Genomic DNA, 11,832 nt, shown 5'->3' on the forward strand with positions numbered 1-11,832 from the left:
CCCGGCGCCCTCGGCTGCGCGGCGTCGGCGCCCGCGGCCCCCGCGGCCGCGGCCCCCCCCCCGCCGCGCCCCCCCCCCCCCCCCCCCCCCCCCCCCCCCCCCCCCCCCCCCCCCCCGGCCGGGGGCACCGCCCGCCGCCGCAGCACCGGTGCGCCGGGCGGTGCGCAGCCGCAGACCGTTGCAGCGCAACCGGACACCGCTCCCGCGGGGACCGCGGACGCCGGCCAGCCCGCCGCCGCGGCGCCCGCCGACGGGGCGGTGGCCGCGAACGCCGCGGCGAACCCCGAGGCGAACCCCGCGGTGAACCCCGCCGTGGACCAGGAGCAGCCGGGACGGGGCGCTGCGCCGGACCCGCAGGACCGGCGCAGCGCGCCCGGCCCCGTGGTGGGCGACGGCAGCGGTGTCGCGCCCGGTGCCGAGACGGCGACGCCCGCGCCGGCGCCCGTGGCGGACCTGGCCGGCGCGGCGGCACCGGTGCGCGGCGCCGGCCGCAGGGCCGCTGCCCGCAAGAGCGCGAAGAAGGCCGCTCCGCGCCGGGCGGCGGAACCGGACGCCGAGGAGGTCACCTCCGCCCCGGCCGGAGCCGCCGGGGGTTCCACCGCGCCGGGCCCGGACGCCCGCGCCGTGCGGCAGTGGGCGGCGGCCAACGGCATCGCCGTGCCGCCGCGCGGGCCCTTGAGCACGCGGGTGCGCGAGCAGTACCTCGCCGCGCACTGAACCCGACCGGTGCCGGGCGACCCGCGCCCGCCCGCCCCGGCGGGCCCGGGGCCGCCGGTCGCGGCGCGTAGGGTGCGGCGCGTGAGGACGCTGATCGTCACCGCCCACCCGGACGCGGAGTCCCTGACGCACCACGCCGCGCGCCGGCTGCAGCAGGTGCTCGGCGCCGAGGCGGCCGAGGTGGTGGACCTGGCCGGTGAGGGTTTCGACCCGCGCTTCACCGCCGGGGACCGCCGGGCCTACCTCGGCCGGGGACCCACCGCCCCCGACGTGGTCGCCGAGCAGGAGCGGGTGGACGCCGTCGAGCACCTGGTGCTCGTCTTCCCCGTGTACTGGTGGTCGATGCCGGCGCTGCTCAAGGGCTGGGTCGACCGCGTCTTCGTCGCCGGGTGGGCCTTCGACGCGGGCGAGGACGGGCGCATCGTCCCCCGGCTGCAGCGGTTGACGGTGCACCTGCTGCCGCTGTCGGGGACCTCGGCCGCCTCCTTCGCCCGGCACGGGTACGCCGACGCCTTCAGCGCGCAGGTGCACGGCGGCATCGTCGACTTCTGCGGCGCCCGGCGCGGCCGCACCGCCTTCGTCCACGACTCCGAGGGGGGCGAGCGGGCCCCGGCCGCCGTCGAGGCGGCGGTGCAGCAGGTCGCCTCGACGATCACCGCCGCGGCCGGCTGAGGGCAGCCGCCCGCCGGGCCCGCCCGTGGCGCCGCGAGCCCGTCCGGCGGGCCCGCACGGCGACCCAGCCGCGCGCGGCGCGCGGGGCGGGAGGGCTCAGGCGGGGTGGAGCACGTCGGCGCTGCGCAGGTCGATCAGGCGCTGCGCGGCCGGCGGGGCGTCCAGGAAGAGCACGTCGCGCTGCCCCTCGTGCAGGCGGGCGCTGTGGTGGGTGCGCACCGCCCCGGCGGCGGCCAGGACGTCCGCGGCGGCGGAGACGGCCGTGCACGGGATGCCCAGGTCCTCGGCGACGCGCCGGGCGGGCAGGGCGCCGCGGTTCTGGCGGTACCAGGCGCGCACGTACGTCCACACCCGCTGCTCCTCGTCGGTGAACTTCGGCATGCCGGCTCCTGGGGTGCGCGGTGCTCCTGCTGACGGGTCGGTGCTGTCGCGGTGCTCGGCGCCGCTGGCGCTGCGGCGTGCGCCCAGGGTAGGCGGACGATGTTTCCGGGGTGTGACGCCCGGTGGCGCCGCGCCGGGTGCGCAGGGGGCGCAGCCGTCGCACCGGACCCCGCCCGCCCGGCCCCGCCTCACGTGCGGGCGGGCAGCTCGAACCAGACGGTCTTGCCGGTGCCGCGGTCCGGCTCGGCGCCGGTGCCCGCGCGCACGCCCCAGCGCGCGGCGAGGGTGTCGACCAGCGCCATGCCCTGACCGCCGACCACGCTCGGGCCGGCGCGGCGCACCACCGGCACCCCCGCGCCGGTGTCGCTGACGGCCACCCGCAGCGCGTCCGCCTCGCAGCTGAGCTCCACGGCCACCTCGCCGGCGCCGTGCAGGACGGCGTTGGCCACCACCTCGGTGGTCAGCAGCTCCAGCAGGCCGGTCCGGACGCCGGGGGAGCAGCAGCCCCGGGCGGTGAGCCGGGCGTAGGCCGCGGCCACCCAGTGCCGGGCGGCGGGCACCGAGGACAGCCGGGGTGCGAGCACCACCCGCTCCACCACGTCCTCCTCCCGTCCCCGGCCCCGGCGCGTCCGCCCCTGCCAGCACCGTGCCCGTCGGCGCCGGTGGCAAACACGTGCCCGGGCCGCCCAGCCACCGGGTGCCGGACGCCGGGCCCGGCGCCGCGCCGGGGGGCGTCAAGAACGCGTCAAGGTCGAGGCCCCGCGGGGCGCGCCGTGGCTCGTGCCACGGCGGCCGCGGGCAGGATGTCGCGCGATGAGCAGCACACGGTCCCTCGGCAGGAGCTCGCGGCGCCCGGCGGGCTCGCCGATGCCCCGCAGGGCCCGGCGCGGCCCCCACCCCGCCCAGCTGACCATCGCCGGCTTCGCGCTCGGCGTGGTGGTCGGCACCGCCCTGCTGCTGCTGCCGGTCTCCCAGCGCGGTCCCGGGCACGCCACGGTGCTGGAGGCGCTGTTCACCGCCACCTCCGCGCTGTGCGTGACCGGGCTGATCGTGGTGGACACCCCGGTCTACTGGTCCGGCTTCGGGCAGGTCGTCGTCCTCGCCCTGATCCAGGTCGGCGGCTTCGGCATCATGGCCCTGGCCTCGCTGCTGGGGGTGCTGATCACCCGCCGGCTGGGGTTGCGCGGGCAGCTGGCCGCGGCGGCGGAGACCAAGACCCTGCAGCTGGGCGACGTGCGCACCATCCTGCTCGGCGTGGCCAGGACCAGCCTGGTCGTCGAGGCGGTCACGGCGCTGGTGCTGGCGGCGCGCTTCGCCCTGGGCTACGGCGAGCCGGTCCCGCGCGCGCTGTGGCTGGGGCTGTTCCACGCCGTGTCGGCGTTCAACAACGCCGGTTTCGCCCTGTACAGCGACAACCTCGTCGGCTTCGCCACCGACGCGTGGATCTGCCTGCCGATCGCGGCGGCGGTGATCGTCGGCGGGCTGGGCTTCCCGGTGCTCTTCGAGCTGCGCCGGCACCTGCGCCGCCCCGGCCGCTGGAGCCTGCACACCAAGATCACGCTGCTGGGCACGGGTGTGCTGCTGGTCGCCGGCAGCGCCTTCATGCTGCTCACCGAGTGGCGCAGCCCGGCCACCCTGGGGCCCCTGAGCGTGCCGGACAAGCTGCTGGTGGGCTTCTTCCAGGGCGTCATGCCCCGCACGGCCGGCTTCAACAGCGTGGACATCGCGGCGATGAACACCGGCACCTGGCTGGGCAGCGACATCCTGATGTTCATCGGCGGCGGCAGCGCTGGCACCGCCGGCGGCATCAAGATCACCACGTTCCTGGTGCTGCTGTTCGTCATCGCCTCCGAGGCGCGCGGCGACGACGCCGTCACCGCGTTCGGGCGCCGGCTGCCGCGCGCGCTGCAGCGCCAGGCGCTGAGCGTGGCGCTGCTGGGGGTGGCCACCGTGGTCGTCCCGGCGGTGGCCTTCGCGCTGACCACCCCCTTCAGCTTGGACCAGATCCTCTACGAGGTGATCTCCGCGTTCGCCACGGTGGGCCTGTCCACCGGCATCACCGCCCAGCTGCCGGTGCCGCACCAGCTCGTGCTGGTGGCGCTGATGTTCATCGGGCGCACCGGCACCATCACGCTGGCCGCGGCGCTGGCGCTGCGCAGCCGTCCCCGGCTTTACCAGCTGCCCGAGGAGCGCACCATCGTGGGGTGACGGCCGCACCCGCCCGGGCGCTCAGCCGAGGATGGCGCGCTCGGCCGGTGCGCTCGGCCGCGGTGCCGCCCTCAGGAGGGCGTGGACGCTCCGGCACCGGCCACGGGGGCGATCCAGGCGAGGTACAGCGAGCGCCCCGCGGACGTGGCCGTGCGCTCGATCAGCACGTCGCAGGTCACCTCCCGGCCCCGGGCGTGCAGCACGGGCAGCACCAGCGGCGACCCCAGGACGTGCGAACGCCCGGTGCTCAGGTGGCGGCTGAAGCCGGCGATGTGCGCCTCGCGCAGCGCCGGCGGGATCAGCGCCACCACCCGGCGCCCCACGAGCTCGCCCGCCGCCCAGCCCAGCGCCGCGGCCAGGCCGGCGTCGACCGCGACGATGCGGCTGCTGGTGTCGACGGCCACGAACCCGCGGCCGGTGCGCTGCGCGTCCTCGCGCACGCCCCGCAGCGCCGCGTCCAGCGCCGCGGCGGTGCCGGGGTCCACCTCGTGCGCGGACGTCTCGAACTGCTCGTGCCGCGCGCCCTGCCAGGCCCGGGGCGGGACGCGCTGCAGCTGGCTCTGCACCTGCTCGCACACCCAGTCGCGCACCGCGACGACCTCGGCCTGCCCCGGCAGGGCCAGCAGCTCACCCCCGCGGGCCAGCCGCTCGGCGGTGTCGAGGGCGTCCTGCAGCGCCGCCGCCGCGGGGCCCGCCCGCGCCGGCAGGTCCAGGTCCAGGTCCAGGGGGTCCAGCGCCCCCGGCAGCCCGCCCACCCCGGCGGCCGGGGCGGGGGCCTCCCGCCGGGCCTGCTCGGCGGCGGCGAGGACCGCGTTGGAGAAGGACTGCCGGGCGAACTCCACCTCGGCCAGGTCGACGCCGCCCCCGTCGCGGGTGGCCAGGTAGAGGGTCAGCTCGCGCAGCAGCGCGTCGTGGTGCTGGCGGGTGGCCAGCCACAGCGTCGGCGGGATCCCCAGCAGCCGCACCCGCTGCAGCGGTGCCGCCGGGACCCCGCCGGCGACGGCGGCCGGCTGCTGCCCGGAGGGGCTGCGCGGGTCCGGGTCCGACTCCTCCGAGCGCCACTGCTCCTCGTCCCACGCCGCCAGCAGCTCCTCCGCGCTCGGCTCCTCCCGCCGGGTGCGCAGCTCGAACCAGACCACCTTGCCGTCGGGCGAGCCGGTGACGCCGCAGTCGCTGCTGACGGCCGCCACGAGCGCCATGCCGCGCCCGGTGGTGGCCTGCTCCCCGTAGTGGCGCTGCACGGGCAGGACGGTGTTGAAGTCGCGGACCTCCACCCGGGCGTGCTGCGGGTGCACCTCGACGCCGACCTCGACGCGCGTGCGCGCGTGCAGGGCCGCGTTGGTGACCAGCTCGCTGACCGCCAGCTCCGCCGCGTCGACCCACTCCTCGCGCCCGGCCTCGCCCAGCGCCTCGCGCACCAGGGCGCGGGCCAACCGCGCCGCGCCCGGGTCGGGCGCCAGCACGACCCGGCGGCTGAGCGGTGCGCCGGCGCCGTCGGGGCTCACGCGGGACACCACCGGCGCGACATGGTCACATCCTGTCACCTCCCCGCCCCGCCGGGTCGGGGGGACGCCGCGCCCGCCGCCCGCGGTGTCCGCCCGGCACCGGGCGAGGGGGCTGTGGTACCTGGTGCACCGGGACGGCGACGGCGACCACGGGCGAAGTGGTCCTCTGCTCAACCGTCGGCGAACCCGCCGACGGGTCGCTCGCGTGTGGGAGTGTGCGCGCCATGGAGATCGACCTGCGCGGTGACGGCACCGCTGCTGCGTCCGCCACCCCCGGCGGCGCAGGCGCTGTGCGAGGACGTGGCCCCTTCGCCGGGGGTCTGCTGACGTTGATGGTGGTGCCGGAGCGGGTGACGCTGCGCGAGTGCCTGGCGGTGCTGCGGCAGGGGGGTTTGCGGGTGTGGAGGGAGCACCTGCCCGCTCCGGTGGACGAGGAGGTGGCGGTGGCGGGTGTCGCGTGCGACGAGGCCCCCTCGATGGACGCGATCGGGGAGGTGAGCCGTCGGGTGCTGGCGGTGCTGGAGGCGGCGGGTGTGGAGGTGGAGGTGCGCGGCAGCGGTTACGTCAGCGCCGACGCGCTGGAGGCGTCGCAGCGGCAGGACGCCCGCGCGGTCTGCTGAACCCGGCGCGGCGGTGAGTGCGGCGGCCCGGTCCACGGCGGCCGGGCACCGACCCGTCAGCCGGCGGTGCGCGCGGCGATGGCCTCTTCCACCGCCCGCACCATGCCCGCGCCGCCGTGGCCCTCGTCGTCCACGAGCACGAAGCGGCTGCCGGGCCAGGCCCGGTGCAGGCGCCAGGCGACGTCGGGCGGTCCGCTGACGTCGTAGCGGCCCTGCACGAAGGTGACCGGCAGGTGCGTGACGCGGTGCAGCCCCTCCAGCAGGGCGCCCTCGGGCAGGAACGCGGCGTGCTTCCAGTAGTGCACCACCAGGGTGGCGAAGACCTCCTGCCAGCCGGGGTCGGCGGGCTGGGCCACCGGGTGGCCGCCGGGCACCAGGGAGACGTGCGCGTCCTCCCAGGCGAGCCAGGCCCGGACCGCCGCGGCGCGCACCTGCTCGTCCGCGCCGGTGATCTTCTCGTGGTACGCGTCGACCAGCCGCTGACCGGGGCGGGGGGCGCCGGCGTCGTGGAAGCGCTGCCACTGCTCGGGGAAGAGGCGGCCCACGTCCTGCGTCATCCAGCGCACCTCCGCCGCCGAGGTCAGCCCGGTGGCCATCAGCACCAGGGCGCTCACGCGCTCGGGGTGGGCCTGGGCGTAGGCCAGCGCCAGGGTGGTGCCCCAGGAGACGCCGTGCAGCAGCCAGCGCTGCACGCCCAGGTGCTCGCGCAGGGCCTCGGCGTCGGCGATCAGGGCCTGCGTGGTGTTCGTCGCCAGCCGGTCCGGGTCCTCGGTGGCCAGGGGGCGGCTGCGCCCGCAACCGCGCTGCTCGAAACCGACGACCAGGTGCCGCTCGGGGTCGGCGCGGCGGCGGTAGCCGGTCTTCACGCCCCCGCCGGGACCGCCGTGCAGGTAGAGCACCGGTGCACCGGCCGGGTTCCCGGAGGTCTCCCAGTAGATCGCGTTCCCGTCGCCGACGGGCAGCAGGCCGGTGGCGAAGGGCTCGATCGGGGGGTGCACGGCAGCACCCTAGGACCGGGGACGTCCCCCGCGGCGGCCCGTGCCGGCCGACCCCTCACACCGGCGGCTGCGGGTCGTACTGGATGCCGCGGCGCACCTGCCGGGCCCGCTCGGGACCGGCCAGGCGGGCGACCAGGTGCAGGGCCATGTCGATGCCGGCGGAGACGCCGGCGGAGGTGACCACGTCGCCGTCGTCGACGAACCGCTCCTCGCCGCGCACCTCGATGCTGGGGTCGAGCTCGCCCAGCAGCTCGAGCGCACCCCAGTACGTCGTGGCGGGCCGCCCCGCCAGCAGGCCGGCGGCGGCGTAGACCAGGGCCCCGGTGCACACGCTGGTCATCAGCGGCACCCGCTCGCGCTGGCGGCGCACCCACTCCAGGTGCTGCTCGTCGCGCAGCTGCGGTCGGGTGCCGTGCCCGCCGGGGTGCAGCAGGACGTCGAGGGCGGGGGCGTCGGCGAAGGAGTGGTGCGCGCCCAGGACCAGCCCCTTGGCGCACGTGACGGGGCGACCGTCGCGCGAGAGGCAGGTGACGGCCCAGCCGTCCTCGGGGTGGGTGCGCGTCCAGTGGGCCAGCACCTCCCAGGGGCCGACGGCGTCCAGCTCCTCGACGTCGTCGAAGAGGACGATGCCGATGTGCCGCACGGGCTCGGTCGCCGTGCTCGGCGCGGTGAGCGCGGTCCGGGTCTGCTGCTCGTTCACGGGGGACAGTCTGGCGCGGAGCACGCCCGGCTCGTGCCGACCACCTCTGAGGAACTCCGCGCATCTACTTGCCTACCTGGCATGTGGATGTCACTGTTGACCCGTGGACCACGACACCGCACGCGCGCAGGCCGACGACGTCCGCCGCGCCCACCTCGCCGCCAGCCGCCCCAGCCTGCCGCGCGCCGCGTGCGCCCTCTCGGCGCTCTGCGCCGGCGCCGGCGTCGCCCTCGCCGCGCAGGGCGAGCCCGGCCGGCAGCACCTGGCGTTCACCGCCGCCGCGGTGCTGCTCTTCGCCGCGGCGCACCTGCTGCCCGCCGCCCTGCGCCGCCGGCGCGGCCTGCACGGTCACCGTGGCTGGAGCAGGACAGAGAACGCCACCTTCCTGCTGGTCGCGGTCTCCCTGCTCGTCAGCGGCTCCACCGGCGGCCGCGAACTGGCGTGGATCTTCGCCGGCCTCGGGGTCGTCTCGGCCGTGGCGTGGTACGCGATGCTGCGCGGGGTGCTCGTCGCCGGCGGCAGGCCGCGCGCCTGATGGCCAGGACGGCACCCCGGGCGGCGGAACCCGTCAGCGCACCCGTCCTGGACGACACCTTCAGCTCCGCGGTGCGCCTGCGGATCTGCGCCTACCTCTCCGGCTGCGAGGAGGCGGACTTCAAGGCCGTGCAGGAGTTCTGCGGCCTGACCCAGCCGAACCTGTCCAAGAACCTCACCGCCCTGGCCGAGCGCGACTACGTCGAGATCCGCAAGGTCGCCTCCGGCCGCTACACCAAGACCCGCCTGCGGCTGACCGCGACCGGTGAGGCCGCCCTGCAGTCCCACGTCGCGGCGCTGCAGGACATCGTCGACACCGCCCGCGTCCACCGGCCCGCCGGCTGAGCGGCGCCGCCCCCGCGGGCGGTGGCCGGGAGCGGTGGGGTGCCGGCCCGGCCCGGGCCGGCGGGGCGGAGCGGCACGACGTGGGCCCGGGGCTCAGATCCGCTCGAGCGACACCCCGAGGAGGGGGCTGACCACCTCCAGGCGCCGCACGACGTCGCCCACGGCCAGGACGGCGTGGTGCGAGGGCAGCTTCTCGACGAACCGGTAGCCGTCCTGCACGCGCAGGACCGCGCCGTTGAGGCAGTCCGAGTCCTCGTACTGCTCGTAGCCGGGCAGCTCGGCCGGCGTCGCCGTCAAGGTGCGCATCGTGCTGTCGATCTTGACGATGGTGATGTCGCCGGTGGGGAAGCGGGCGTCCAGCGCGTGCGCGTTCTCGTCCACGATCTCCAGGACGCGGGGACGGACCGACCACTGCGTGGCCCAGGAGCGCGGCACGATCCCGAAGAAGCCGCAGTGCGCCGCGAGGACGTGGTTGTGGGGTTCCTCCACCGCGGGGAAGTAGGGGATCCTCTCGTGCTTCAGCGCCGCCCCGCCCATGAGGAAGGGGTACAGGTTGGTCATCATCACCGGGGTGCGCAGCGACTCCCACGTGAGGAACTTGGTGACCATCGAGGTGAGGTCGGCCTCGCAGCCCCAGATCAGCCCCCGCTCCTCGAACAGCAGGTTCCACGCCAGGCACGGCGTGGTGCTGGAGGTCCTGGACTCGTTCAGGCAGTTGATGCCCGCGGCGATGACGCCCGGTGTCTCGTCGAGCTCGTCGCTCAGGGCCAGCTTGATGCGCAGCGCGTCACCCCGCGCCCGCGCGCTCAGGCCGTGGATCGGCACGTCGCCCTCCAGCCGGGCGGCCTCGGCGTCCACCCGCGCCTGGGGGACGGCTCCGGCGCGCGCGACCAGCTCGCGGTAGCTGCGCCGCTGCACCTGCACGCCCAGCCGCTCGCGCAGGTCGTGCACGCACTCCTCCTCCCACCAGTAGAAGCGCTTGAAGATGTCCGGCTGCTGCCCGGCCCCGAGGTCGTCCTGGTAGGCCAGCATGCTCGCACCGGCCAGGCGCTCCTTGACCGACAGGGCGCGCACGACGTCGTGGAACTCCTGCAGCGAGGTCGGGGCGGTGGTCGGCACCCCCCGGCGGCGCAGGTAGTCGCGGATCTCCCAGTCCCACATCGACACGGTGCCGAACTCCGAGGTGACGATCAGCAGGGGCACCTCGATCGCCCGGAAGTGCTCCAGCGCCCGGTACGCCAGCCCGCTGAGGTCGGGCAGGACCACCGCGCTGGCGCTCGTGCCCACCGCCCGGGCGATGGGCACCGGCTCCATCCACCGCACCAGGTCGCCGCTCAGCCTGCGCAGGTGCTCCAGCTGCTCCAGGAAGGCCGGCTGCGGCTCGTCCTCCAGGTGCACCGGCAGCAGCCGCGCCGGCGGGACGACCCCGGGACCGGCGTGGGCCCCGGTCCGGGCGCCCGCGCCGGGGGCGGGGTCCGTGAGGTGGTGTCCGGCCCGCTCGCTGGTGCCGGGGACGTGGCTGGGCATGGTCGACGACCTTTCCTGGAGGCGACGGCGGCGTCACCCCGCGGGGGCGGTGGAGGCGTCGCGCTCGTCGAGCCGTTCCCGCCGGCTCGCCGCGTGCCGGCTCGCCGCCGCGTGGAGTCGGCAGCGACCGAACCATATCCCGGCGCCGGTGTACAGCCCTCCGGCGGCGGCCGCGGGGACCCTTGACATCAACTTACTTACGTTGCGTATCATGACGGACGAGTCGAGCACCGCTGCCCGACACAGCTCGTGGATCGTCGCCCGATCGATGTTCGAGGTTCTCAACGAGGAGATGTCATGCCCGGTCCGACCATCCCCGTCACCTCCGACGGGGGCTCCGCCACGCTGAGCCGGCGCTCGCTGCTGACGCTCGGCACGGTCGGCGCCGCCACCCTGGGCAGCGTTCCGCTGCTGTCCGCGTGCGGCTCCGACGAGGGTTCCGGCAGCGGTGGCAGGACCACGGTCCGGCTGTGGACCTGGTACAGCGAACAGCAGGACGAGTGGCCCCGGCTGATCTCGGAGTTCGAGGCGGCCAACCCCTCGATCACCATCGAGAACCGCCTCTTCGGCACGCCCGACCAGTACCTGCCCGCGCTGGCCGCCGCCGTCTCCGGCGGGGACGTCCCGGAGATCTTCGCCCCCCACGTGCGGGCGCTGACGTACGGCCAGGCGGGCATCTCCGCCGACCTGAACGCCGAGCTCGGCCAGGACTTCCTCTCGGACTTCTTCCAGTCGACGATCGACGAGTACACCCTGGACGGCAAGCAGTACGCCCTGGGCTGGATGGCGCAGACCTTCGGCATCTTCTACAACCCCGACCTCATGGCCGCCGCGGGCGTGGACGGCGAGCCGGAGACCTGGGACGACCTGATCGCGGCTGCCCAGAAGATCAACGCCACCGGCAAGAGCGCGGTCTCGCTCTCGGCCAACCCCGGCACCAGCGGGCTGGACTTCTTCCTGCCCCTGCTCGCCCAGGTCTCCGACGACCCGACCTTCTACCTGCGCCTGGACCAGCTCGCCGGTGTCACCTACACCGACCCGGTGGTCGTGGAGGCGCTGACGCTGCTGAAGAAGCTCGTGGACAACCAGGTGTTCCAGCCCGGCGTCAACGGCACCTCGGGGGACCAGGCGAGCTCGCTGTTCTTCACCGAGGGGTCGGCCATGAACTTCAACGGCTCCTGGGCGCCGCAGAACCTGGTGCAGAACGCCAGCCCGGAGTTCGTGCAGAAGTACCGGGTCATGAAGAACCCCGCCCTGGCGCCCGGAGCGCAGCACTACACCGCCAACCAGGCCGGCGCCGGCCTGGCGGTCAGCGCCACGAGCAAGGCCAAGGACGCCGCCCTGGAGTTCATCCGGTTCATCTACTCCCCGGACCAGTACGTGCAGACGATGAACAACTCGAACTCGATGCCCTCCACCAAGAGCGCGGCCACCGAGGTGACCAACCCCGTCCTCAAGCAGATGACCTCCTGGCTGCTGGACGGTGACGGTGTTCCGCACATCCCCTTCGGCAACGGCTCCAGCGAGGCGGGTGGCCCGCTGGCCGGCATCTGGGACGGGTCGGCCGAACCCTCCGCCGTCGCCGCTCAGATGCAGACGGCCGTCACCAACGCGCGCGGCTGAGC

13 protein-coding genes are annotated in these 11,832 nt (G+C 75.9%); 7 read left to right on the plus strand and 6 right to left on the minus strand.

Going from position 1 to position 11,832, the window contains the following annotated elements; all coding sequences use genetic code 11:
- Nucleotides 1–258 precede the first annotated feature (258 nt).
- Nucleotides 259–717 (plus strand): Lsr2 family DNA-binding protein, encoded by a 459-nt coding sequence (locus ACRYR7_RS08855; protein WP_432571712.1) that lies wholly within the window; start codon nucleotides 259–261, stop codon nucleotides 715–717.
- Nucleotides 718–798: 81 nt separating this feature from the next.
- On the plus strand, nucleotides 799–1,389 hold the full coding sequence (locus tag ACRYR7_RS08860; RefSeq protein WP_432571713.1) for an NAD(P)H-dependent oxidoreductase: 591 nt from the start codon (nucleotides 799–801) through the stop codon (nucleotides 1,387–1,389).
- A gap of 96 nt (nucleotides 1,390–1,485) precedes the next feature.
- On the opposite strand, the gene ACRYR7_RS08865 is transcribed toward ACRYR7_RS08860, so the two are convergent.
- Together ACRYR7_RS08865 and ACRYR7_RS08870 are read right to left on the minus strand one after the other, a co-directional pair.
- Nucleotides 1,486–1,770, minus strand: coding sequence for a hypothetical protein (locus ACRYR7_RS08865; protein WP_432571714.1), 285 nt, complete (start codon nucleotides 1,768–1,770; stop codon nucleotides 1,486–1,488).
- Between the two features lie 188 nt (nucleotides 1,771–1,958).
- Complete coding sequence (locus tag ACRYR7_RS08870; protein ID WP_432571715.1) at nucleotides 1,959–2,354, minus strand: ATP-binding protein; 396 nt, start codon at nucleotides 2,352–2,354, stop codon at nucleotides 1,959–1,961.
- A 283-nt stretch (nucleotides 2,355–2,637) separates the two neighbouring features.
- Between ACRYR7_RS08870 and ACRYR7_RS08875 the strand changes: the two genes are divergently transcribed.
- Nucleotides 2,638–3,978, plus strand: coding sequence for a TrkH family potassium uptake protein (locus ACRYR7_RS08875; protein ID WP_432571754.1), 1,341 nt, complete (start codon nucleotides 2,638–2,640; stop codon nucleotides 3,976–3,978).
- Between the two features lie 71 nt (nucleotides 3,979–4,049).
- Here the strand turns inward: ACRYR7_RS08875 and ACRYR7_RS08880 are convergent, their stop codons facing one another.
- A complete protein-coding gene (locus ACRYR7_RS08880) occupies nucleotides 4,050–5,483 on the minus strand; it encodes an ATP-binding protein (protein ID WP_432571716.1) in 1,434 nt (477 codons plus the stop codon).
- A gap of 224 nt (nucleotides 5,484–5,707) precedes the next feature.
- Between ACRYR7_RS08880 and ACRYR7_RS08885 the strand changes: the two genes are divergently transcribed.
- Nucleotides 5,708–6,103 (plus strand): hypothetical protein, encoded by a 396-nt coding sequence (locus tag ACRYR7_RS08885; protein ID WP_432571717.1) that lies wholly within the window; start codon nucleotides 5,708–5,710, stop codon nucleotides 6,101–6,103.
- A gap of 56 nt (nucleotides 6,104–6,159) precedes the next feature.
- Here the strand turns inward: ACRYR7_RS08885 and pip are convergent, their stop codons facing one another.
- Both pip and ACRYR7_RS08895 read right to left on the minus strand, forming a co-directional pair.
- Nucleotides 6,160–7,101 carry a prolyl aminopeptidase gene (gene pip / locus ACRYR7_RS08890; RefSeq protein ID WP_432571718.1) on the minus strand — a complete coding sequence of 314 codons (942 nt, stop codon included), beginning with the start codon at nucleotides 7,099–7,101 and terminating at the stop codon, nucleotides 6,160–6,162.
- Nucleotides 7,102–7,156: 55 nt separating this feature from the next.
- Nucleotides 7,157–7,744, minus strand: a complete 588-nt coding sequence (locus ACRYR7_RS08895) for a DJ-1/PfpI family protein (RefSeq protein ID WP_432571755.1) — start codon at nucleotides 7,742–7,744, stop codon at nucleotides 7,157–7,159.
- Nucleotides 7,745–7,904: 160 nt separating this feature from the next.
- Between ACRYR7_RS08895 and ACRYR7_RS08900 the strand changes: the two genes are divergently transcribed.
- Entirely contained in the window at nucleotides 7,905–8,336 is a 432-nt protein-coding gene (locus ACRYR7_RS08900; RefSeq protein WP_432571719.1) for a hypothetical protein, read from the plus strand.
- Nucleotides 8,336–8,680, plus strand: coding sequence for a transcriptional regulator (locus ACRYR7_RS08905; protein WP_432571720.1), 345 nt, complete (start codon nucleotides 8,336–8,338; stop codon nucleotides 8,678–8,680). Before ACRYR7_RS08900 ends, ACRYR7_RS08905 begins: the two co-directional genes overlap by 1 nt.
- Nucleotides 8,681–8,773: 93 nt before the next feature.
- On the opposite strand, the gene ACRYR7_RS08910 is transcribed toward ACRYR7_RS08905, so the two are convergent.
- Nucleotides 8,774–10,207 carry a hypothetical protein gene (locus tag ACRYR7_RS08910; protein WP_432571721.1) on the minus strand — a complete coding sequence of 478 codons (1,434 nt, stop codon included), beginning with the start codon at nucleotides 10,205–10,207 and terminating at the stop codon, nucleotides 8,774–8,776.
- Between the two features lie 297 nt (nucleotides 10,208–10,504).
- Here ACRYR7_RS08910 and ACRYR7_RS08915 point away from each other — a divergent pair, with 297 nt between their 5' ends.
- Nucleotides 10,505–11,830, plus strand: coding sequence for an ABC transporter substrate-binding protein (locus ACRYR7_RS08915; RefSeq protein ID WP_432571722.1), 1,326 nt, complete (start codon nucleotides 10,505–10,507; stop codon nucleotides 11,828–11,830).
- Nucleotides 11,831–11,832: the final 2 nt, after the last annotated feature.

Origin of the sequence: Kineococcus gurbantunggutensis (assembly GCF_050871925.1) — a bacterium.
GTDB lineage: Bacteria > Actinomycetota > Actinomycetes > Actinomycetales > Kineococcaceae > Kineococcus.